The sequence below is a fragment of the Pseudomonas sp. 20P_3.2_Bac5 genome (genome assembly GCF_025466035.1).
Classification (GTDB): Bacteria; Pseudomonadota; Gammaproteobacteria; order Pseudomonadales; family Pseudomonadaceae; genus Aquipseudomonas.
This window is the reverse complement of record NZ_JANLOA010000135.1, coordinates 1-20,604: the sequence shown is the minus strand read 5'-3', so window position 1 is coordinate 20,604 and position 20,604 is coordinate 1. Positions and strand designations below refer to the sequence as shown.

The window sequence follows — 20,604 nt, the reverse complement described above, 5'->3', positions numbered from 1 at the left end:
CCGGGAACGCGCCGTGTGCGACCGGTGGCAGCGTGGCCGGGCCTCAGCGCACCCGATCACGGCTCTGCACCGCCAGGTCCAGCGCTTTCTGCATGTCCAGCCGCGCCGAACGGCCGACGTCGCGGTCGCCGAGCTGGTAGTTGCGCTCGGACGGCAGGATGGGCGCGGTGAGGTCCTCGCCGTCCATGGCTTCGAAGTCGTGGTTGTCACCGATGGTCATGGCGCTGCGGCGCAGCAGCATGCGCAGTTGCTCGGGCTGCAGTTGCGGATTGATCGACAGCATCGCCGCCAGCAGGCCGGCGACCATCGGCGTGGCATAGGAGGTGCCACAGTGCACTGCGCCGGTCTGGCCGGCCTCGCGGTTCGAGGCGTGGGCGCACGCGGCGGCGGTGATGTCGACGCGCATGTCGATGTTCGAGGTGCTGCGCTTGACCGCGTACGCCGGGTCTTCGACGGCGCGCCCGCCGCCTGCGTTGCGCTGGTGCCCGCCGACCACCAGCAACTGTTCGGTGATAAACGAGGAGGGCAGGCGGTATTCATCGCTGCCGGAGAACGACGCGCCGTTGCCGGCGGAGTTCACCACCACGACATCGGGATGATCCTTGCGCAGCCAGAGGAAGAACTCCTCCAGCAACTCCTCGTAGCCAGCCATGGCGATGCCCGAGCGCAGCAGCGAGTCGACGTCGTCGCCGTCGACATTCTTCGCGCCGACGCGGTGGATGCCCCAACTCCAGTTGAGCACGCGCACGCCATCTTCGACGAGGTTCACCGAGGCGGCGATGTTGGCGCTGATGCCGGCATCGGAATTGCGCTCGACGATGACCTCGAAACCGCCGCCGGCCTTGTCCAGCCCGCGCAGGAAACCGGTATTGCCGCCGTTATCCCAGCCCGCGCCGAGGATGCCGGCGACAGTGGTGCCGTGGTTGTCCGGCTTGGCGGCGTCGCGGGCATAGACGCAGGTGCGCGGTGGCGAGCAGGCGCCCAGGTAGTCGGCGAAGTCCGCCGTGTCGAAATCGACGTCGCGCTCGATCAGGCCAATGCGCACCGGCTGCGGATGGATGGGCGCCTGTCGCCCGGGGATGCGCCGCTGGTAGTAATTCACCGCATCGAGAAAGCGATTCGCGGCCCACTCGTCCGAGTCCTCGGCCGGCTTGTTCTGCGCCGCGGGGCGGGCGGTGGCGTGCTCGGTTTCTTCCGCCGCGGACTCCTCGACCACCACGGCATCCACGCTGGTCTCGCTGCCCAGCCGCAGCACCAGCGCATCGCGCTGCATCAGGTCATTGGCCGGCAGGCGAAGCTGGTAGAGGTTCAGCGGCGCGATGCCGCCGACCACCTTCGCCCCGTACTTGTGCGCCAGGCGCTCGGCTTCCTGGCGACCGTCCTGGTTTTCCTCGATCAGCAGGCTGACCAGGTCTACGTAGGTGGTCAGGCCGTCCATGTTCTTCGCCACCTCGTCCGGCCCGGCGGCCAGCACATGGCTGTTGCGCAGGCTCAGCCAGGCGGCGTTGCTGGCGCGCGGACCGTCTTCCAGCCAGAGCGGGCCGCTCTGGTAGCCGGCGCTGTCGAGGCGCAGCCGCAAGGTGTCGCCCTCGCGTTGCACGCTGTTGGCCGGCAGCGCCTTGTCACCCAGCTTCAAGTGCGGCATTGCCGCGCCCAGCCCGCGCACGCGCAGGCACCAGTCCTGCTGCCGGCTTTCCAGCAGGTCGCCACAGCGTTTCAGGCTTTCCAGGCGCAGCGGTGCTTCCGTGGCGGTCACAGGATTGCCGGCCAGCATGAGCACGGTGGCGAAAGCGGCGGATCGTAACGGCATCGGTTGAGCATCCTGGGGTGAAGGTCCTGCTGTTCCGACTATCCCGCAGGCCGCTTCGTTCAGCGAGGAGCCCTCGGCGAGGCCTTTGCTTTGCGTGCATATTATTTAATGTGTGCCGATTGATTCGCTTAACACATGCGGTTTGTTTGGATATTGATGTGCGTCAGGAAGTTGTCATTTATTTTTAATAAATAAAATATTTTCCTGCGTTATTAGCCGGCGCTGAAAACTTTACATAGCCTGCCGCCATCAATAATGGCTATGGGCCATTGGTGGGCGTAAGCTATGCGCCGCGCCCTGCGGGGCGTTTTCCTGGTTATTGAGGCAGCCCTGTAACGCGCGTGATGAAAGACGGTTTCATCGGGCTTGCCGTGCCTTCGCAACTGTACATATGTTTTTTCGGATCGAGTTGATGCCTATTTCCCAAAACCTCTCTGATGTTTTCGTGCAAACGCTGGAACAAGCCATCGACAGTGTGGTTGTAATCGACACCTGCAACTGTGTGGTGTTGTTCAATGCCGCCGCGGAAAAGTTGTGGGGATTTTCCAGGGAAGAAGTGCTTGGAAAAAATGTCAGCATGCTGGTGCCGGAAAACATCCGCAGTAAACATGATGGCTATGTCGACTCCAATCGGCGCACCGGTATCAACAAGATTGTCGGTACGACCCGGGATGTACCCATTCATAAAAAAGACGGCACGCAACGCTGGGGTTCGATGTCGATTTCGCGGGTCGTCAGTGAGGGCCAGATATTATTCACCGCATTTGTCAAAGATGTGACGGAACAGCGAAAGGAACGCAAACGCATCAAACTATTATCGATGGTTGCCGATCAAACCGATAATGCGATTTTTATTACCGATGGCAGTGGTGGCGTGGTTTACGCGAATAAAGGTTTTGCCAAGATCTTTGGTTATGACTTCAGTGAAGTTGAAGGCTGCAAACCCGCGAAGTTACTGGTGCCGCATTTACCCTCGGCGCGTATTGCCCGGGTTCAAGAGGGTTTGAAAGGCGGCCGTTCATTCCGCCTCGAAGAGTTATTGAAAGTCAAAGGCGGCGAACGTATCTGGTGCGATGTTGCAATCAACCCGGTGATTGGCGCCAATGGCGAACTTGCCCACACCGTGACGGTATTGACCGATATCACCGCGTCAAAGATCCATGAAGTGCTGCAACATTGCATTCTCGACGCGATGGTGCGGGAGATGCCGCTGGAGTCGGTCATGGACTTGCTGTGCAAGGAAGTCGAGCGGATGTCCCCGGAAGTCCGCGCCGCGGTGATCCAGGTCGATGAAGACGGCGCCATGCACCCGCTGGCGGCGCCCGGCTTTTCCGAGCGTTATGGGCAACTGCTCGAAGGCATGCCGATCAAGGACGGCATCGGCTCGTCCAGCCTCGCGGCTGAGCGTGGCGAGATAGTGTTTGTCCGGGATATTGGCAGCGACCCGCGCTGGACCCTGATCCGTGACGAATTCCTCGACCAGGGAATCAAGAGCTGCTGGTCCATTCCGATCAAGAGCGCCAAGGGCGCCGCCATCGGGGTGCTGGCCTTCTACTACAGCGATCATCGGACGCCCTCGGTGCTGCACCAGCAGATGGTCGATGTGATCATTCCGCTGTGCGCGCTGGCCATGGAACGCGAGGTCAACCGCGAGAGCATCCGCCAACTGGCGTTCTACGACAGCCTGACGCAACTGCCCAACCGCAGCCTGTTGCACGCCAAGGCCGATCACGCGCTGATCGAGGCGCGGCGGACCAAAACCGCGCTGGCGGTGCTGTTCATCGACCTGGACCGCTTCAAGCAGATCAATGATTCGCTGGGCCATCCGGCGGGCGACGCGTTGCTCAAGCTGATCGCCCAGCGCCTCAATGCCAACCGGAACGCCGCCGACATCGTTGGCCGGCTGTCGGGCGATGAGTTCGTCATCGTCCTGCCCAATTGCGACAGCGACAACGTCACCGAAGCGATCGAGGACATCAAGCACGCGATTTCCCAGCCCTGCCAGATCGCCGGCTCGTGTTTTTCGCCGTCCGCCAGTATGGGCGTCAGCATCTACCCGCGGGACGGCCACGACATGGGCACCCTGATCCACCGCGCGGACATGGCCATGTACCAGGCCAAGCACTCGGGCCGCGGCCGCTTCAGCTTCTTCAGCCATGAACTGAACGAGCTGGCCCAGGAGCGCCAGGCGCTGGAAAACGCCCTGCGCGACGCCATCGAACAGGGCGGCCTGCACCTCAACTACCAACCGCAGGTCAATATCGACGACGGCCAGGTCTATGGCGTCGAAGCCCTGGCCCGTTGGACGCACCCGACCTTCGGCGTGGTCTCGCCCGCGCGTTTCATCCCGCTGGCGGAGGAGTGCGGGCTGATTACCGAGCTGGGTCACTGGGCGGTCAAGGAAGCCTGCCGGCAACTGGCGGTGTGGCGCCGCAAGGGCCTGAAGATCCCGTCGGTGTCGGTGAACCTGTCGCCCAGCAACTTCCACAACCTGGACCTGGCCGGAATGATCGGCAACGTGCTCGATCAACATGGCCTGGCGGCCAAGGACCTGACCATCGAACTCACCGAAAACCTGCTGCTCGACACCAACCCCGGGACCATGAAGGTCCTGCACGACCTCAGCGAACGCGGCATCAAACTGGCCATGGATGATTTCGGGACAGGCTACTCAAGCTTGAGTTACCTTCGCAAACTACCCATCCAGGAATTGAAGCTGGACCGTAGCTTCGTGCTGGATCTTGAAGCGGATGAAACCAGTCGTGCGCTCAGTGACGCAGTGATGCGCATCGGCGACAGCCTTCGCCTGAAGGTGGTTGCCGAAGGGGTCGAGGAGCAAGGCCAGTACAAGATTCTCAAGGATCAGGGGTACCACGTTGCCCAGGGTTACCTGCTGTCGAAGCCGCTTACACCGCAAGACCTGGAAGCCTGGATGACGAAGTACTGACGTATTGAAGGTGCACGCTGCTTATCTCTCTCGCAATTGGAGGACTTCCTCATGTTTTCAGCATACCGGCGGCTCAAGCAGGAGCTTGCAGAAGCGCGTGAAAAGCTCTCGTCGCTCGAACAGGTCAAAGACAGCCTGGACAGCGAAATGCTCGTCCTGACGTTGAGCTCGCAAGGTGAAATCACCTATGCCAACGCCAACTTCCTGAAGGAAATGCAGTACGCGGCCAGCGCCGTGGAACGCAAGATCCTTTTCGGGCTGGTGCCGGAGTATGCCCAGAGCACCAACCACTTCGGCCTCATGAAGCGCGCGATCCAGAGCGGCGAGCACTGGGCCGGCGCCCTGCAACTGCGCCGTGGCAACGGTAACGAGGCCTGGCTGCGGGCGATCGTACAGCCGGTCAGGAACGCACGCGGGCAGATCGACTATGTCTCGCTGTACGCCAACGACCTGACCCGCACCATCGAAACCTCGCGGGAGCGGGAAAACCTTATCGAGGCCCTGCAACGTTCCACCGCCGTGGTCGAATTCGACCTGCAGGGCACGGTGCTGAACGCCAATGAGCGGTTCCTCAATGCGATGGGTTACACCCTCAAAGGCATCCAGGGCAAACACCATCGGGTGTTCTGCGACGCCGAAGAGCAGGGTTCTGCGGGCTACGAGCGGTTCTGGGAAAAACTGCGCCGTGGCGAGTTCATCGCCGATCGCTTCAAGCGCATCGACAGCCACGGCCATGTGGTCTGGCTGGAAGCGACCTACAACCCCATTTCCGACGCCCATGGCCGGCTGTACAAGATCGTCAAGTTCGCCACGGTCATCACCGACCAGGTCAACCGCGAGATCGCCGTGTCGCAGGCGGCGGAAATCGCCTTCACCACCTCGCAACAGACCGACGACAGCGCCCGGCGCGGCAGCGTCGTCATCCAGGAAACCGTCGATGTCATCCAGGGCCTGGCGGTGCAAATGACTGCGGCGGTGGAAGGTATCGCGGCGCTGGACAAGCAGTCGCAGATCGTTGGCAGCATCGTCAAAAGCATCGGCGGCATTGCCGACCAGACCAACCTGCTGGCCTTGAACGCGGCGATCGAAGCGGCGCGTGCGGGCGAGCAGGGGCGCGGCTTTGCGGTGGTCGCCGATGAAGTCCGGCAACTGGCCTCGCGCACCACCAAGGCGACCGAAGAAATCGTCGACGTCGTGACCCAGAACCAGAAGCTGGCCGAAGAAGCCGTGCGCATCATCGAACAGGGCAAGCGCCATGCCGAGCAGGGCCTTGAGCTGTCCGCGCAGGCGGGGACCGTTATCGTCGAGATCCAGGACGGGGCGCAGAAGGTGGTGAATGCGGTGGGGCAGTTCACCAATCAATTGTCGGTTTGAGGGCCGGACGGGAAATCCAGCGCCGCCCACGCGGCGCTCGATCCTGAGGGTTCAACCCGCCCCGGCCTGTGCCTCCTGCAACACCCGCAACAGATTCCCGCCCCAGATAGCCGCCAGGTCCTGTTCGCTGTACCCGGCATCCAGCAATCGCTGGCTGACCCGGGGCAGTTGGCTCACATCCTCCAGCCCGATCACGCCGCCACCGCCATCCCAGTCGGCACCGATCCCGACGTGACGCGGGCCGACCACCTCCAGCACATGCAGCAGGTGTTTCATGAACACCTCCAGGTCCGCTCGCGGTTGCGGGTAGCGCCGGTCGATCTCGGCCCGTTCGGCAAACAACCCCCGGGCCTGCTCCGGGCTGAGCGCGGCGATGTTGCGAAAGCGCGCGCCCAGCGCGGCCAGGGCCTTGTTGCGTTCAGGGTTGGGCGTGAGCGGCACCAGGTAGTCGCTGTAAGCCGTGACCTGGATCACACCGCCCTTGGCCGCCAATTTGCGCAGGCGCTCATCGTCGAGGTTGCGCGGGTGGGCGTTGATCGCGTGGCTGCTGGAATGCGAGGCAATGACCGGCACTGTGGACAACACCAGTACCTGGTCGAGCACGGCGTTGGACGCATGCGACACGTCCAGCAGAATGCCCAGCCGGTTGGCTTCGCGCACCAGTGCCCGGCCTTTGTCATTCAGCCCGTGCCACTCGGGCAGGGCGGTGGCCGAGTCGGCAAAACTGTTGCTGGCGAAATGCACCAGCCCGAGCATGCTCAGGCCCTGGCGCTGGTAGGTGCGCAACAGCTCAGGGTCGGCCGCCAGCGGTTCGGCATTCTCCATGCTGATGAACACCACCCGCTTGCCGCTCGCGGCGATGCGCCGGGCGTCGTCGGCGGTGCGTGCCAGGGCGAACTGTTGCGGCTGGCGGTCGATCATGTCGCGGATGCGCTGCAGGGTCGCCAGGCCATAGGCACTGGCATGGGCGAGCCCGGCTTCGTCCCGTGGACCCTGGGGTGTGTAGATGGCGAAGAAGCCGCCATCCAGCCCGCCTTCGCGCATGCGCGGCAGATCGACCTGGCTGCCATCGATCTGGGTGTCGTGGCGCTGGTTGATGTCCCAGCCGGGGCGGGTCAGTTGCAAGGGCGTATCGAGGTGGCTGTCGAGGACCAGCAGGCGCTGATGCAGGGCGAGAGTTTCCGGGCTGACAGCGGCGGGCTCCGGCACGCTGGCGGCATGGGCCGTCAGGCTCGCCAGAGCAAGGGTGAACAGCATTGGCTTCATGGGGCAGGCTCCAGAAATCAGCGGCCGCGCCTGGCGGGCGCGGCCAGGGCGGTCAGAAGTCCACACTCAGGGTGGTCTGGAAGGTGCGCGGCGAACCCGGGCGGTACACCGCGGGGCCGGTGGTGCTGGTGAGGATGTAGCCCAGGTAGTCCTTGTCGAAGAGGTTGTCGACGTTAAAGCGCAACTTGACGCTTTTCAGCGCGCCGTTGCCCCAGGCTTCGCCGCCCAGGTCCAGGTAGGCGTTGTAGAGCGTGTAACCGGGGACCTGTTCGCTGTTGGTGAAGTTGCTGTAGCGCTCACCGATGTAGCGCGCCGAAAGGTTGAGGATCGCCCACGGTGTGATTTCCCAGGTGATGCCGGTCTGGCCCAGCCAGCGCGGGCTGTCGGGCAGGTCGTTGCCGCTCAGGGCCAGGCCCGCGGCGTCGTCCTGGAACTGGGCGCGGTTGTAGGTGAGGGCTCCGTTGAGGATCACCTGGCCACCCAGCACGCCGGGTTTCCACTGGCCGCTCAGTTCAGTGCCGTAGGCCTGCGCCTTGCCGACGTTCTGGTAGAAGGTTTCGACCTGGCTGCTGCCGGGCACCGGTGAGGCGAAGGCTTGCAGGCGGTTGTCGAAATCACTGCGGTACAGCGCCCAGGCGGCGTTGAACGTGGGGCGATTGAGGCGCCAGCCAAGCTCGTAGTTCTTCGCCCGCTCCGCTTCCGGCGCCGGTGCCTGGGGGCTGGCGGCACGGTAGATGTCGTCGGCGCCACGCGGTAATGCCATGTTCTCGGAGTACGAGGCGAACAACTGGCTGCTGTCGGTGAGGTTGTAGACCGCCCCCAGTTGAGGCAGGAAACCGTCGCGCCAGGTCGTCGACAGGCGCGGGTTGCGGCCGTTGATGTAGTCGCCGGCGTTGCGTTGGCCTTCGATGCGGTAGTCCAGTTCGAGGCGCTTGAACCCGTATTGCACGAGCAGGCGGTCATCGAGCAGCGCCCAGGTGTCTTTCAGGTGCAGTTGCAGCGAGTCACGGGTGGAGGTGAAATCACCCTGCAAGTGCACCGGCTCGTTGCGTAACGGCTCACCCGCCGGGCTGCCTCCGACGAGGTTGTAGCGCGCCTGCAAGCGGTTGAAGACGTCTTTCTCGGCCCACACGCCGGCTTCCAGGCGATGGGCGCCGAGGTCCCATTGCAGGCCGGTGCGCGCGCCGTAGCGATGCCCGCTGAGTGCCGAGAGTCCGTACTGCACGCCCCGTGGATCGACCAGCCCGGGCACGTTGCTCTCGGCATTGTGCAGGGCCAGCGAGGTGGCGTAGGCCTCGGGCGATACGCCGTAGCCGCGCTTGCCCTCGTAATAGAGCGTGGCGTATTGGCTCAGGTTGTCGTTCAGGCGGAACTGTCCGCCGAGGCTGTAGAGCGTGTCGCGGCGCTGGTTGATGGCTTGCTTGTAGTACTGGTTGTAGCCGCTGTTGCTGTACGGCACGCTCGGCGCTGTCTCGGGCAGGTCGGGGAGGTAATCGAGGTAGGCGAAGTCGCGTCCGGAGCGGCCAAACGCGTCGTTGGCGGTGCCGTGGTACTGCGCCAGGCTCACGTAGGGCGAGTCGTAGTCGAAGAACGAGTTGTGCACCGCGCGGAGCCAGACGCTGTTGCCCTCGCCGAAGCGGTAGCGGACCTTGGCCTCCAGGTGTTCGCGGTCGATGGTGCCGGGGCCGCGCCACAGGTCGCCGTCGATCTTCGAGCGGCTGACATAGGCCGACAGCCCCTGGTGTTCGCCGGTCTGCAGACGCACGAAGCTGCGCCGCAGGCTGTCGCTGCCCAAGGTGTAGGACAGGCTCGCACCCGGCTCCGGGGACGGGTCGATGGTCTGGTAATCGACATAAGGCCCGAGCGAGGCATAGCCGGACTGGGTGACATCACCGGCACCGGTGGAGGCGGTCACCCGCTCGGTGTTCTCGTTGTCCACGTAGCGATAAATCGGGCTGCCGCCGAACTGGTCGCTGCGCCCCAGCGGCACGCCGTCGAGCGAGAAACCGATCTGTTGCAGGTTGAACGCCCGCACGAACACCGAATTGCCGAACTCATAGAGGCCCAGCGCATCGTTGACCTGCACGTTGAAGCCGGGCAGGGCTTCGAGCATTTTCAGGCCCGAGGTGCCCGCGGGCGCTGAAAGCAGCGCCTGGTGCGAGATGCTCAGGGTGTTGCTGATGCGGTCTTCGCCGATGGCGGCGCTGGCTTCGGTGACGCGGGCACCGACCACCTGGACCTTGTCCAGGGTGGTATCGGCGGCCCAGGCAGGGGCGGTGAGCAGGCCGCCGACCAGCAGGCCGGGCAGGTGTTTGCGCGAGAACAGCGGGACGTGGTGAATCATGAGCGATCCTTGCCAAAGAGTTCCATCAGCGCCCGCTGGCGCCGTGGGCGAACAGCCGCAGGCTGTCGGGAAAATCATGCGGGGCGTATTCGGGCGCGGGGGCGGGACGATCCCGAACCGCCCGCACGTGCCGAATGGCTCGTGCGCACGTCAGGGAGGCGGGGGAAAACGTCGGGGCATGGATAAAACTCCGGGTCGGTGAAGCGCAGTGGTCTACTGGCCGTTGTTTCCGATCTTGAGCAACGAGAGCCCGGGATTTTCAGTCAATCATTTAGAACATCTTGTCAGGTGGCTATAACCACTGGCGGGCGCTGGCACGCTGATTCAAGGCGAGATGGAGGGGCAATTCAGGTGCACGCCAAGGAACCGTTGGGCGCGGCGCATATATGCAAAACTTTCATGTCTCTACGATTTTTTATTCTTTTTCAGCGTGATTTCCCTGGGGCACACTCGACCCAACTGCCAGGGAAGCAGTCAACCGATCCCTTGACCGGCCACCACCTTCTTGTCCGATGGCGTGCGCAGTCCCTCAGAAGATTGTCAGACCATGGATGTGGAAAACCTGCCCAAACAGCAGACCGTGACCCGTATTTTCCGCGAGCATTACGCCTGGTTGCACACGCGCCTGGCGTTTCGCACCGGCTGCCGCCACAGCGCCGAAGATCTCGCCGCCGAAACCTTTCTGCGGGTGTGGATGCTCCCCGACCCAGGCGCGATCCGCGAGCCGCGCGCGCTGTTGACCACCATTGCCCAGCGCCTGATGTACGAAACCTGGCGGCGCCGTGACCTGGAAAAAGCCTGTCTGCAGGCATTGGCCCTGGTGCCGGAAGAGTTCCAGCACTCGCCGCAGGAGCAACTGATGCTCATCGAGAGTCTGGTCGCTATCGACCGGCTGCTCGATGGCTTGTCCAGCCAGTCGCGCACGGTGTTCGTGCTCAGTCAGCTCGAGGGACTCACCTACGTGCAGATCCAGGGCCGCCTGGGGTTGTCCCTCGGGCGCATTCATCAACTCATGGCCCAGGCTCTGCGCTGCTGTTACCGAGGGTTGCAAGCATGAACGAGCAGCGTCTCGACGACCCGGTGGCGGAGGAGGCCATCGACTGGATGGTGCGCTTGCAGTCGGGTGACTTCGACGATCACCTCCACGCTGAACTGGAGCACTGGCGCAGCCGTTCCAGCCACCATCGCCAGGTGTACCAGCGCCTGCTGGCGGGGCTGGCGCAGTTCCAGCAATCTCCGTGGCGGGGTCGCGCCAGTCAGCCGTTGTTGCGCAGTCTCGAACAGTCCGATGGTCGCCGCACCTTCCTGCGTACGGCGTTGGGTCTCAGCCTGCTGCTGGGGGGCGCGGGCTGGCTGGCCAGTTCGCCCCAGGACGCCTGGTGCGACGGGCGCGAGCCCAGCACCTTTCGTGGGATGATTGCCGGCAGACGCTGGAGATCCTCCAGCAGAGCCCGCCGCTCAACGTCGTGCAAGTGACTGGCTAGCGCAGAAGGTGTAGGCCTCTAAAGCGCCCTCAACATCCGCTCCACCTGCTGCACTTCCCACTGGCTCATGAACTCCACCGGGTTGGTGCCGTATGGGTGCGCGGTGTCGTACAGATAGGCGGCGCCTTCGGGGTCGTAGCAGCGATCGCAGTGGCTCAGCCGGTCGCCGTCGTTGTGCAGGGTGAACACCCAGCCATCGACTTCCACGGTCAGCAGCCCGCCGCCACTCTCCAGCCAGCCTTGCTCACCGATCCGGCGCATCGGCCGAATGCCCTGGGCGATGTCTCGAAGAATCTGGTAGGCCTCGCGGGGTTTCAGGGTCGGGGTCGTCACGTTGGGCTGCTATCCGGGGGATTTTGCGGAAGGGTACAGGAGGGCTTTGTGCGGTTTCCAGTTCGCGAGGCGATTCTGTGTCCCAGTCGAGGCTACGATGAAAGCCTGGTCGCGAAGGGTGTGAAGTGATGATGAGGTTACTGCTGTGGGCGTTGCTGTTGATGCTGGCGCCGCTGCGGGTGTTGGCTGCCGAGGACGGCGCTTGCGCCGAACGCGCCGGTTCCGCCTGTTTGCGGTCATTCGAACTGCCGGAGCAGGCGGGGCGCATGAGCTTCTACGCATCGGATTCCGCCCCTGCGCCGCAGTCGGTGCTGCTTGTGATGCATGGTCACCCACGGGACGCCAATCGCAGTTTCGAGGCCGGCCTGCGTGCGGTGCGCGAGGCGGGACGATTGGCCGACACCCTGGTGGTCGCGCCGCTGTACCAGGTGGCCGACGCCAACCGTTGCCACACCCGTGGCGTACCGCTTGCGCAAGCGGGCGACGCGCTGTGGACCTGCGCCGGATGGCTCGCGGGCGAACCTTCGCTGGGCCCTCAGCCGATCGGCGCCTTCGCCGCCCTCGACGCGCTGCTGGTGGAACTGCACAGGCAGTGGCCGAGCGTGCGCAGCGTGACCCTGGCCGGGTTTTCGGCGGGGGCGCAGATGTTGCAGCACAGCATCGGTTTCGCCGCCGATCCGCCGGCGGGCATCGCGGTGCGTTATGTGATCGCCGATCCGGGCAGTTGGCTTTATTTCGATCCCGTGCGGCCTGCGCCCGAGGGCCCGTGGGAGACGTGTGGCGCTGACTGTCGTTTCACCTTCCAGGTGCCGCAGGCGTGCCCCGGCTATGACAACTGGAAGTACGGCGTTCAGGCCCTGCCTGGTCATCTCGGCCGCAGTGCCGGGCAGGCGAGGGCGCGTTATGCCGCGACGCAGGTGGATTATCTCGAGGGCGCGCTGGACAGCAGCGCCGCGAAAGGCGCGTTCTACCCGATCCTCGACAAGTCCTGCGCGGCCATGGCGCAAGGTCCTTTCCGTTTGCAGCGGGGCCTGGCCTATGCGGCGTACGAGCAGGCACTGCTCAAACCGCAACGGGCCCGGCGGATGATTGTGGTTCCGGGGTGCGCGCACGACGTGGCGTGCGTGTTGCCTTCCGAGGCGGCGCGGGTGGTGTTGTTCGGGCGCTAAAGTCATTCGCGGCTATAAGGGGAGTAACCTCATACGGTAATTGGCCCGCTGCGGTGAGCCGGCTAGATTGGTTGCTGGTTCGATCATTTTTCAGGGAGTTCTCATGCGCGCTCGTCAACTCGGTATCAGCGTCGGTGGCGGTACGCCCGGCCAATTCAATGCCATTACCGATGTGCCCGGTGTCCGCGTCGGCCACAGCACGCTGCTGGCCGACACTGCCGACGGCAAGCAGGTCCGCACCGGTGTGACGGTGGTGCAGCCGCGGGCGGGCGAGGCGCGGTTGCAGCCATGCTTCGCCGGCGTGCATGTGCTGAACGGCAATGGCGACGCCACCGGCCTGGAGTGGATTCGCGAGGCCGGCCTGCTGAGCACGCCCATCGCCATCACCAACACCCACAGTGTCGGCGTGGTGCGGGATGCGCTGGTGGCGGCCGAACGCGATGCGCTGGCCGACCCGTCGGTGTACTGGTGCATGCCGGTGGTGATGGAAACCTACGACGGCGTGCTCAACGATATCTGGGGGCAGCATGTGCGCCCCGAGCATGTCCGCGAGGCGCTGGCCGACGCGAAAACCGGGCCGGTGAGCGAAGGCGCGGTGGGCGGTGGCACCGGGATGATCTGTCATGAGTTCAAGGGCGGTATCGGCAGTGCTTCGCGCAAGTTACCGGCGGCGCAGGGCGGCTGGACGGTCGGCGCGCTGGTCCAGGCCAATCATGGTCAGCGCCAGCAATTGCGGGTCGATGGTTATCCGGTGGGGCGGGTGCTGGATGACCTGCCGTCGCCGTTCGCCACGGGTGGCGAGCCGGGCATGGGCTCGATCGTAGTGGTCATCGCCACCGACGCGCCTCTGCTGCCCCATCAATGCCAGCGCCTGGCGCAGCGCGCCGCCATCGGCATTGCCCGCACCGGCGGTGGCACCGAGGACTCCAGTGGCGACCTGTTCATCGCTTTTTCCAGCGCCGATCAACACCTGCCCCCGGCCGGTTACGGACGCAAGGGCATCGCCTTTTCCCAGGCGGTGCAGATGGTCAACAACGACCATATCAGCCCGCTGTTCCTGGCCGCGGCGGAGGCGGTGGAAGAGGCCATCGTCAATGCACTGCTGGCCGGCACTGACATGCGCAGCGCCGATGGCGTGCTCGTGCCGGGGCTGGGTGGCGAGCGCCTGCTCAAGGCGCTGCGCGAGGTGGGTTGGCGCGGCTGAATCAGGCAGCGTCGGCGCGAGCGAAGCCTTCGGCAGGTGACGGTGCGCGGCGTGCGGCGCGGTTTGGCGCCGCCTGCAAGGCTGGCCGGCCATAGAACACCAGCGCCGTTGCCCAACTGGTCAGCCAGACGAATATCCCGGCCCAGAAGGTGTGCGACATGTAGTGCCAACCCTGCAGCACGCGTGTGGTGCCGTAGATGAACCCGACCACCAGAATCGCCACCAGCAACTTGCGCGCGTGAACCCAGCGGTACCGCCGTGCGACGAAGTACAGGGCCAGCAGGGTGAAACCGCTGGACGCGTGCCCGGCTGGCCAGCAACGACCGTCGCCGGCCTTGCTCAGCAGGCTGAACTGGTTGAACCATTCGAGGTGCGGCTGGGCGCCGCCGTACAGCGTGGTTTCCACCGGGCAATACACGCCGGTGTGGCTCTTCAGGAAGTGGATGACCCCGGTGCACAGGGCGAAGGCCACCACCACGAAAACGAAATCGCGGCGATGTCGCGCAGTGAAGCGCAACACCGGGGCGATCCGCGCGGTTTCCAGCAGGCGCACCGGCGCCGTATGGGAAAACTTCGCAAGGCCCGGCCAGAGCACCGACAGCAGCATCCCGATGATGGCCGCCTCGCCCGTCCAGTCCGGCAGGATGCGCGGCCATTTGTGGGTCAGTTTCTCGAACAGTTGATCGTGAAAGAACAGGAACTGGCCAGTGGCCGGGTCGATCAGCAGGTTACTGATCCAGCGATCGAGGTTGGTCAGGTCGAACAACAGGAATACCGCCAGCGCCAGTGCCAGCGGAACACCCAGGTTGAGCAGATAGAAACGGCTACGGGACGAAGACGACATGCTCAACTCCCGGCACGGGTAACGAGTTTTTTCCACTGCTCGGCATTCATCTGCCCGAGAATCCGCGCCTTGCCGTTGTTGCCCATCGAGACGAACAGCGCACTCGCGTACTCGCTGGAGCGTTCCCCGCCTGGCACGTTCAACTGCCGTTCGACGCGGTCGATGCAACCGCTGTGGGTCACCAGGACCAGGTTATAGCCGGCCTCCTTGTGGCTGAAGGCGCTTTTCGCGAAGTCGCGGTCGCACTGACCGAGCCAGTCCTGGGTAGCGATGGCCTTGCCGAACAGGAAATGCGCGGTCTGTTGCGTGCGCACCTCGGGGCTGCTCAGCAACTCGGCATGCTGCAGACCGAGTTGCGCAATGCCCTTGCCGACCTCGGTGGCTGACTGGCTGCCGGCCACGGTAATCCCGGCGGGATCGCTCAGGCAGGTATTGTCCGAGCGGTCGCAGCGCTCGGCGTGGCGGATCAGCACGATCACCGCGCCTTTGGCCCATTCGCTCAAAAGGCCGCTGCTGTTCATCTGTTGCTCACTGCGAAAGTCCATGACCCGTGTCCGAGTTGCATACCAGGTAGAGAAACCGGCGAGCACGACCAGCATGCCCGTCACCACGGCCAACGCCCTCGTGGACAGTCGTCGGCGTCGGTTGGCCGGGTGGGGAAGGTCGGGATGGGTGATTGCGCCTTGCAACATGAGGTCACTCCGGACAAAAAGACCGGGCACCGCCGAAGAGCAGGCCCTGGGAATGACGGCACTGTAGGGAGCGGGGTGTTGAGCGGGAGTGAAGCGGATGTGAAAAATGCCTTGAGGCGGGGGGCACGATTCGGTCGGCCTGGTATCGGTAGGAGCGAGCTTGCTCGCGAAGCGCTGCAAGCCTCTGCGCGCAGTCTGATTGTGTTTTCAGGTGAGCGCATCGCTGAGTCTGATGGCTCCAGAGGGTGATATCGATGGTTTATAGATCAACGCCTTTGGTTCTTTTTCTTACGGAGCCAGCGCTTTGGCTGCCATTCAACCGGGAAGGCAAATAAGTGAAGAAGCATTGATGCTAGCGCAATCCACACTAGCGCTGGATGATCCTCGTGCAATTGAGGAAAGCATCCATAAAACATAACGCAGCTTTGCTCCGCAATCTTCATGTGAAATGCGGCCGCAACCAAGTTCAGGACGACGCTGCAACAAAAAATCCAAAGCTTAAAATTGTTCCCTGAAAAATAGATTTTTGAGGCGTATGCGATAGCAAGCCCGAGAAGTGTGCAGCAGGTAAACAGCAAGGTTGTCACTTGTCTGGTTCCTCGATGGAATGATCCAGCGTCATGCCAATGGTGTATATCCCGCTTGAAGCCACCTCATCGCCACGTCGCCGTTTTGTCACATCCCAATCTCGTAAATTGTGAACACGTTTTTGATGACGTTCGTTAAATTATAATTGCCACAGTTTGTTCTTGATTTTCCGAAGCCAGCCCTTCGGTGTCCAGCGTACCGGTGAGGCGAAACAGTGAAGGAATAAATACAAAAGTGAGGTCCAGGCTATGATTGGATAGTCTTCGTGCAAGTGCGGAAAGCATCCAAGAAAAATAATACGCTTTTGATAAACTATCTTCATGTGGGTGAAGATGAATAGTAAGTTGAAGAGCACGCAAAGAAGGAAGGTGTAGAATTTCAAGTTCTCAGATGAAAAGTACAGCCTGAGTAGATAGACAGCTACTAGGCATCCTGATGCGATCAAAATAAAAAACAAGGTAGTCATTTGTTTGGCCCCGGATATGGGTTTTCTCTTCCGCTCCGCCTCAATCCCGCAGCCCGTCGACACTGATGGCCTTTCCGTGCTCAATCGCATCTACGCCATACTCAGCTTGAAGCGCCCGTGTAGCGATACGTCGCCTATTTGCCATATTTCAAGTGCGTGGATGAAGTTGGTCAGGCTCGTTATGTTCGCACGTTGATCACGATTTTCGAATGGTATTCGTTACATTAGTCTTTCCATACCTTGTTTCTCTTCTTTCGAAACCAACGCCTGGGCTCCTGATTCGAAGGAATGGCACATCCGTGTAGCACTGCACAGATAAATGAGGCCCAAGGGAGTGCTGGGTAGTTTTTATTGATGTCGACAAGGCAATGATAAAAGGTGATACACCCTTCATTTGATATTCTCATATAGAAGAAGCAAAAAAACAGGTTGAATAGCACGCATGGAACATATTGTCTGTTTTTTATTCGTTCGCCTGAGAATCGCTGTTTTAGATAAAAAGCGCAGCCTACACTGCAGAGTGCAAGTAAAAAGAATCCTGCGGTAGTCATTTCTTCAACTCTTCGCTGATTTGAAGGATGGTAGTCGCGTCTGAAGCGGCCTCGACAGCAAGAGAGCTTTTGCTCATCATTTTATATGCACTTGTGTAGTCTGAGTCGATGTATCTAAATAAGCGCCAACTGGTTGGTTTTAACGTCCTTCTGAAAATTGCATACATAGAAAGCTTGATCGTGGGCGGTGTTGCTGATGCTGGTCATCTGGTGGTCTACCGACAGCACCAGGATCTGGTGGGTGTGCCCGGCCTGGCATTTGTTGCCGATGGAATCCTGGGTGGAGCAGCCGGCCGAGATGAGGCCCATTGTGTTGCCCTTGATGGACAGGTAGCTGTGGGTAGCCATGGTCGAACTCCTTGTAGGCGGAGTTCGCAGCCTAGAGACCGAACACGGGGTGCGTCTGTGGGATGTTTCCTAAAGTTAATCGCGAAAAGTTTATGGTTTGTCGTGTGGCCCGGTAAGACTCATGACGTCCCTGTCGTGCCGGGTGGTTTCAGCCGGCACGACAGGCGCACGGCACTAACAAATCCGCGGCAACTGCTCCCCCACCAGCCAATCCACCACCCGCCGCCCGCCAAACCGCGTATGCATCTGCACGAACCCGTGTTCGTCGGCGATGACGGTGCCGATGCGGGCGGCGTTCTGGCCCAGGGGGTGGGCGCGGAGGGTGCGCAGCAGGGCGTCGGCGTCCTGTTCGGCGCAGATGGCGACCAGCTTGCCTTCGTTGGCGACGTACAGCGGGTCGAGGCCAAGCAGTTCGCAGGCGGCTTCGACCTGGGCCTGGACGGGGATGGCGGCTTCGTCGAGGAGCATGCCGACGCCCGACTGGCCGGCGATTTCATTGAGGGTGGTGGCAAGACCCCCACGGGTCGGGTCGCGCAGTACGCGCAGGCCGGGGGCGACGGCCAGCAGGGCGGCGACCAGTTCGTGCAGCGCCGCGCTGTCGGAGCGGATCTGGGTCTCGAACTCCAGTGACTCGCGCTGCGAAAGGATGGCCACGCCATGCTCGCCGATGCTGCCGGAAAGCAGGATCACGTCCCCCGGACGGGCGCGGTGGCCGCTGGTGTCGATGCCGGCGGCGACCACGCCGATGCCGGTGGTGCTGATGAAGACGCCGTCGCCCTTGCCGCGCTCGACCACCTTGGTGTCGCCGGTGACGATGGCCACGCCAGCCTGGCGGGCGGCGTCGCCCATGGAGTCGGCGATGCGCTTGAGGTCGCCGAGGGGGAAGCCTTCTTCGAGGATGAAGCTGGCCGACAGGTACAGCGGCTGCGCGCCGCTCATGGCGACGTCGTTGACGGTGCCGTGCACCGCCAGGCTGCCGATGTCGCCACCGGGGAAGAACAGCGGCGAGATGACGTGGGCGTCGGTGGCCATCACCAGCCGCTCGCCGGGGTTGAGCATCGGCGCGAGGGTGGCGCCGTCGTTGCCTTGGCGCAGCCAGGGGTTGTCGAAGGCGCGCAGGAAGATCTCGTCGATCAGTTGCGCCGAGGCGCGGCCGCCGGCGCCGTGGGCCATTTCGATCTGGCCGTCGCGCAGGTTGAGCGGGCGTACGTAGCCGCGTTTGACCGTGGAGCGGGCGTTCATACGGCGTGAACCTCGATGTCTTTGTAGCGCCCGTAGGCGTAATGCGCGGCGCACGCGCCTTCGTTGGAAACCATGCACGAGCCGACCGGGTTTTCCGGGGTGCACACCGTGCCGAACAGGCGGCAGTCGATGGGCTGTTTCTGCCCGCGCAGGATCGGACCGCAGTCGCAAGCCTTGTGGTCGGGCACCGACTGGTAGCGCAGGGCGAAGCGCGCTTCGGCGTCGTGGCGGGCGAAGGCCGGGCGGATCCGCCGCGCGCTGGCCGGCATCTCGCCCAGGCCGCGCCATTCGAAGCTGTCGCGCAGCTCGAAGACCTCTTCCATCAGCGCTTGCATCGGCCGGCTGCCGTGGTCGCTGACGGCGCGGATGAATTCGTTTTCCACCTCGGCGCGGCCTTCGTTGACCTGCTGCACCAGCATGAGAATGGCCTGCAGCACGTCCAGCGGTTCGAAGCCGGCGATCACCACCGGCTTTTGGTAGCGCCGGGCGAATTCGCCGTAGGGCGCCGCGCCGATCACCACGCTGACATGCGCCGGACCAATGAAACCGTCCAGCGCCACCGCCTGTTCGGCGGGGGTGTCGAGGATGTGGGCGATGGCCGGCGGGGTGAGGACGTGGCAACAGAGCACGCTGAAGTTGTCCAGGCCGCGCCGGGCGGCTTCGCGGATCACCAGAGCGGTGGGCGGCGTGGTGGTTTCGAAGCCGACGGCGAAGAACACCACCTCGCGGCCGGGGTTGGCCTCGGCGATTTTCAGCGCGTCTTGCGGCGAGTAGATCATCCGGATGTCGGCGCCACGGGCCTTGGCCCGCAGCAGCGAGAGCCCGTCGGAGGCCGGCACGCGCATGGTGTCGCCGTAGCTGCAGAGGATCACCCGCTGTTCCAGGGCCAGGCGGATCGCCAGGTCGATGCGTCCGATCGGCAGCACGCAAACCGGGCAACCGGGGCCGTGGATCATGCGCACGTTGCCCGGCAGCAGGTCGCTCACGCCGTAGCGCGAGATGGCGTGGGTGTGCCCGCCGCAGAATTCCATGAAGCGGTATTCGCGGTCGCTGCGGGCGGCTTCGCGGATGCGTCCGGCGATCTGCCGGGCGAGGTCGCCGTCGCGGTATTCGTCGATGTACTTCATGGCTGTTGCGCCTGATCGAGTTCGTTGAACATTTCCAGGGTGCGCCGGGCTTCTTCCGGGTCGATCAGGCCGAGGGCGTAGCCGACGTGGACGATCACGTAGTCGCCGATCTGCGCGCCGCTGACCAGCGCCAGGGAGATTTCCTTGCGGATGCCGCCGAGGTCGACCAGCGCCTGATCGTTGTCGCGCAGTTCCACCACGCGTGCGGGGATGGCTAGGCACATGCGGGGAGGTCCTCCAGTGGCAGGGCGCTGTGACCGGTGAGGTCGACCCAGTGCGCGGCGACCCAGGCCTGGCCGACGGCCAGACCGGCGTCGCCGCAGGAAATGCTTTGGGCGCTGAACACCTGGCGGCCTTGGGCGCTGAGGTGCTGTTCGAGGCGCGCGCTGAGCAGGCGGTTGGCGAAGCAGCCGCCGCCCAGCAGCACCGGCAATTCGCGGGATTGGCGCCCGACCTGATCGGCCAGGGCCGCGGCGAGGGTCAGGTGGAACAGCGCGGCGCCTTCGCCGACCCGGCCTTGATCGGCGAGGTCGAACAGCCGCGCCAGCAGCGGCAGCAGATCAAGGCGGCCATCGTCGCGCAGCCACCAGAGGCCATCGACGCGAGGCGCTGGCGCCTGTTGCAAATACTCGCTGGCGCGTTGCTCCAGGGCGATCGCGGCTTCGGCTTCGAACGCCTGGCGAACACTCAGGCCGAGGATGCCGGCGGCGGCATCGAACCAGCGTCCGGCGCCGCTGCTCAACGGGCAGTTGAGACGGCGTTCGAGCATGCGCGCCACGGTGCTGGCGGCGGGTGCGCCGACCAGCGCATTCAGG

General features: G+C 63.4%; 16 protein-coding genes and 3 pseudogenes. 7 read left to right on the top strand and 12 right to left on the bottom strand.

The window, feature by feature from the left end; all coding sequences use genetic code 11:
* Positions 1-43 precede the first annotated feature (43 nt).
* Positions 44-1,810, bottom strand: coding sequence for a S8/S53 family peptidase (locus tag NTD88_RS27225; RefSeq protein ID WP_262155926.1), 1,767 nt, complete (start codon positions 1,808-1,810; stop codon positions 44-46).
* A 391-nt stretch (positions 1,811-2,201) separates the two neighbouring features.
* Between NTD88_RS27225 and NTD88_RS27220 the strand changes: the two genes are divergently transcribed.
* From NTD88_RS27220 to NTD88_RS29350, 3 genes and pseudogenes are all read left to right on the top strand, one after another.
* A complete protein-coding gene (locus tag NTD88_RS27220; protein ID WP_315975179.1) occupies positions 2,202-4,757 on the top strand; it encodes an EAL domain-containing protein in 2,556 nt (851 codons plus the stop codon).
* A 51-nt stretch (positions 4,758-4,808) separates the two neighbouring features.
* A pseudogene (locus NTD88_RS29355) lies at positions 4,809-5,585 on the top strand (PAS domain-containing protein); the annotation flags it as partial.
* 135 nt (positions 5,586-5,720) lie between these two features.
* Entirely contained in the window at positions 5,721-6,131 is a 411-nt protein-coding gene (locus NTD88_RS29350; protein ID WP_371864295.1) for a methyl-accepting chemotaxis protein, read from the top strand.
* 51 nt (positions 6,132-6,182) lie between these two features.
* Here the strand turns inward: NTD88_RS29350 and NTD88_RS27210 are convergent, their stop codons facing one another.
* Both NTD88_RS27210 and NTD88_RS27205 read right to left on the bottom strand, forming a co-directional pair.
* A complete protein-coding gene (locus tag NTD88_RS27210) occupies positions 6,183-7,397 on the bottom strand; it encodes a dipeptidase (RefSeq protein ID WP_262155922.1) in 1,215 nt (404 codons plus the stop codon).
* A 52-nt stretch (positions 7,398-7,449) separates the two neighbouring features.
* Entirely contained in the window at positions 7,450-9,741 is a 2,292-nt protein-coding gene (locus tag NTD88_RS27205) for a TonB-dependent receptor (RefSeq protein ID WP_262155920.1), read from the bottom strand.
* A 547-nt stretch (positions 9,742-10,288) separates the two neighbouring features.
* Here NTD88_RS27205 and NTD88_RS27200 point away from each other — a divergent pair.
* A complete protein-coding gene (locus NTD88_RS27200) occupies positions 10,289-10,798 on the top strand; it encodes a sigma-70 family RNA polymerase sigma factor (protein ID WP_095156671.1) in 510 nt (169 codons plus the stop codon).
* On the top strand, positions 10,795-11,217 hold the full coding sequence (locus tag NTD88_RS27195; protein ID WP_095156672.1) for a FecR/PupR family sigma factor regulator: 423 nt from the start codon (positions 10,795-10,797) through the stop codon (positions 11,215-11,217). The genes NTD88_RS27200 and NTD88_RS27195 overlap by 4 nt, the downstream gene beginning before the upstream one ends.
* Before the next feature lie 26 nt (positions 11,218-11,243).
* On the opposite strand, the gene NTD88_RS27190 is transcribed toward NTD88_RS27195, so the two are convergent.
* The gene (locus tag NTD88_RS27190) at positions 11,244-11,558 is read right to left on the bottom strand and encodes a hypothetical protein (RefSeq protein ID WP_095156673.1); all 315 of its coding nucleotides are present in this window, start codon (positions 11,556-11,558) and stop codon (positions 11,244-11,246) included.
* Positions 11,559-11,686: 128 nt separating this feature from the next.
* Here NTD88_RS27190 and NTD88_RS27185 point away from each other — a divergent pair, with 128 nt between their 5' ends.
* Positions 11,687-12,727, top strand: coding sequence for a hypothetical protein (locus NTD88_RS27185; protein ID WP_262155919.1), 1,041 nt, complete (start codon positions 11,687-11,689; stop codon positions 12,725-12,727).
* 103 nt (positions 12,728-12,830) lie between these two features.
* Positions 12,831-13,931: a P1 family peptidase gene (locus tag NTD88_RS27180; protein ID WP_262155917.1), complete on the top strand. Its 1,101-nt coding sequence runs from the start codon at positions 12,831-12,833 to the stop codon at positions 13,929-13,931.
* 1 nt (position 13,932) lies between these two features.
* Here the strand turns inward: NTD88_RS27180 and NTD88_RS27175 are convergent, their stop codons facing one another.
* From NTD88_RS27175 to NTD88_RS27145, 8 genes and pseudogenes are all read right to left on the bottom strand, one after another.
* Positions 13,933-14,775: a phosphatase PAP2 family protein gene (locus NTD88_RS27175; RefSeq protein WP_095156675.1), complete on the bottom strand. Its 843-nt coding sequence runs from the start codon at positions 14,773-14,775 to the stop codon at positions 13,933-13,935.
* A gap of 2 nt (positions 14,776-14,777) precedes the next feature.
* Entirely contained in the window at positions 14,778-15,467 is a 690-nt protein-coding gene (locus tag NTD88_RS27170) for a histidine phosphatase family protein (RefSeq protein ID WP_095156676.1), read from the bottom strand.
* A gap of 1,601 nt (positions 15,468-17,068) precedes the next feature.
* The gene (locus NTD88_RS29345) at positions 17,069-17,239 is read right to left on the bottom strand and encodes a DUF4225 domain-containing protein (protein WP_410017314.1); all 171 of its coding nucleotides are present in this window, start codon (positions 17,237-17,239) and stop codon (positions 17,069-17,071) included.
* Positions 17,240-17,261: 22 nt separating this feature from the next.
* Positions 17,262-17,420 (bottom strand): annotated as a pseudogene (gene tssD / locus NTD88_RS27165) (type VI secretion system tube protein TssD); the annotation flags it as partial.
* Positions 17,421-17,594: 174 nt separating this feature from the next.
* The gene (hypE, locus tag NTD88_RS27160; protein ID WP_262155915.1) at positions 17,595-18,662 is read right to left on the bottom strand and encodes a hydrogenase expression/formation protein HypE; all 1,068 of its coding nucleotides are present in this window, start codon (positions 18,660-18,662) and stop codon (positions 17,595-17,597) included.
* Positions 18,659-19,789, bottom strand: coding sequence for a hydrogenase formation protein HypD (hypD, locus tag NTD88_RS27155; protein ID WP_262155914.1), 1,131 nt, complete (start codon positions 19,787-19,789; stop codon positions 18,659-18,661). The genes hypE and hypD overlap by 4 nt, the downstream gene beginning before the upstream one ends.
* Positions 19,786-20,013, bottom strand: a complete 228-nt coding sequence (locus tag NTD88_RS27150; protein ID WP_095156680.1) for a HypC/HybG/HupF family hydrogenase formation chaperone — start codon at positions 20,011-20,013, stop codon at positions 19,786-19,788. The genes hypD and NTD88_RS27150 overlap by 4 nt, the downstream gene beginning before the upstream one ends.
* Positions 20,004-20,604, bottom strand: a pseudogene (locus NTD88_RS27145) (carbamoyltransferase HypF); the annotation flags it as partial. The pseudogene NTD88_RS27145 and the gene NTD88_RS27150, both read right to left, overlap by 10 nt.

Bases quoted from the DNA above. Each gene is read 5' to 3' on its own strand.
- NTD88_RS27225 (WP_262155926.1), bottom strand. From the start codon at position 1,810: ATGCCGTTACGATCCGCCGCTTTCGCCACCGTGCTCATGCTGGCCGGC.
- NTD88_RS27220 (WP_315975179.1), top strand. From the start codon at position 2,202: ATGTTTTTTCGGATCGAGTTGATGCCTATTTCCCAAAACCTCTCTGAT.
- NTD88_RS29350 (WP_371864295.1), top strand. From the start codon at position 5,721: ATGACTGCGGCGGTGGAAGGTATCGCGGCGCTGGACAAGCAGTCGCAG.
- NTD88_RS27210 (WP_262155922.1), bottom strand. From the start codon at position 7,397: ATGAAGCCAATGCTGTTCACCCTTGCTCTGGCGAGCCTGACGGCCCAT.
- NTD88_RS27205 (WP_262155920.1), bottom strand. From the start codon at position 9,741: ATGATTCACCACGTCCCGCTGTTCTCGCGCAAACACCTGCCCGGCCTG.
- NTD88_RS27200 (WP_095156671.1), top strand. From the start codon at position 10,289: ATGGATGTGGAAAACCTGCCCAAACAGCAGACCGTGACCCGTATTTTC.
- NTD88_RS27195 (WP_095156672.1), top strand. From the start codon at position 10,795: ATGAACGAGCAGCGTCTCGACGACCCGGTGGCGGAGGAGGCCATCGAC.
- NTD88_RS27185 (WP_262155919.1), top strand. From the start codon at position 11,687: ATGATGAGGTTACTGCTGTGGGCGTTGCTGTTGATGCTGGCGCCGCTG.
- NTD88_RS27180 (WP_262155917.1), top strand. From the start codon at position 12,831: ATGCGCGCTCGTCAACTCGGTATCAGCGTCGGTGGCGGTACGCCCGGC.
- NTD88_RS27175 (WP_095156675.1), bottom strand. From the start codon at position 14,775: ATGTCGTCTTCGTCCCGTAGCCGTTTCTATCTGCTCAACCTGGGTGTT.
- NTD88_RS27170 (WP_095156676.1), bottom strand. From the start codon at position 15,467: ATGTTGCAAGGCGCAATCACCCATCCCGACCTTCCCCACCCGGCCAAC.
- NTD88_RS29345 (WP_410017314.1), bottom strand. From the start codon at position 17,239: ATGTATGCAATTTTCAGAAGGACGTTAAAACCAACCAGTTGGCGCTTA.
- hypE (WP_262155915.1), bottom strand. From the start codon at position 18,662: ATGAACGCCCGCTCCACGGTCAAACGCGGCTACGTACGCCCGCTCAAC.
- hypD (WP_262155914.1), bottom strand. From the start codon at position 19,789: ATGAAGTACATCGACGAATACCGCGACGGCGACCTCGCCCGGCAGATC.
- NTD88_RS27150 (WP_095156680.1), bottom strand. From the start codon at position 20,013: ATGTGCCTAGCCATCCCCGCACGCGTGGTGGAACTGCGCGACAACGAT.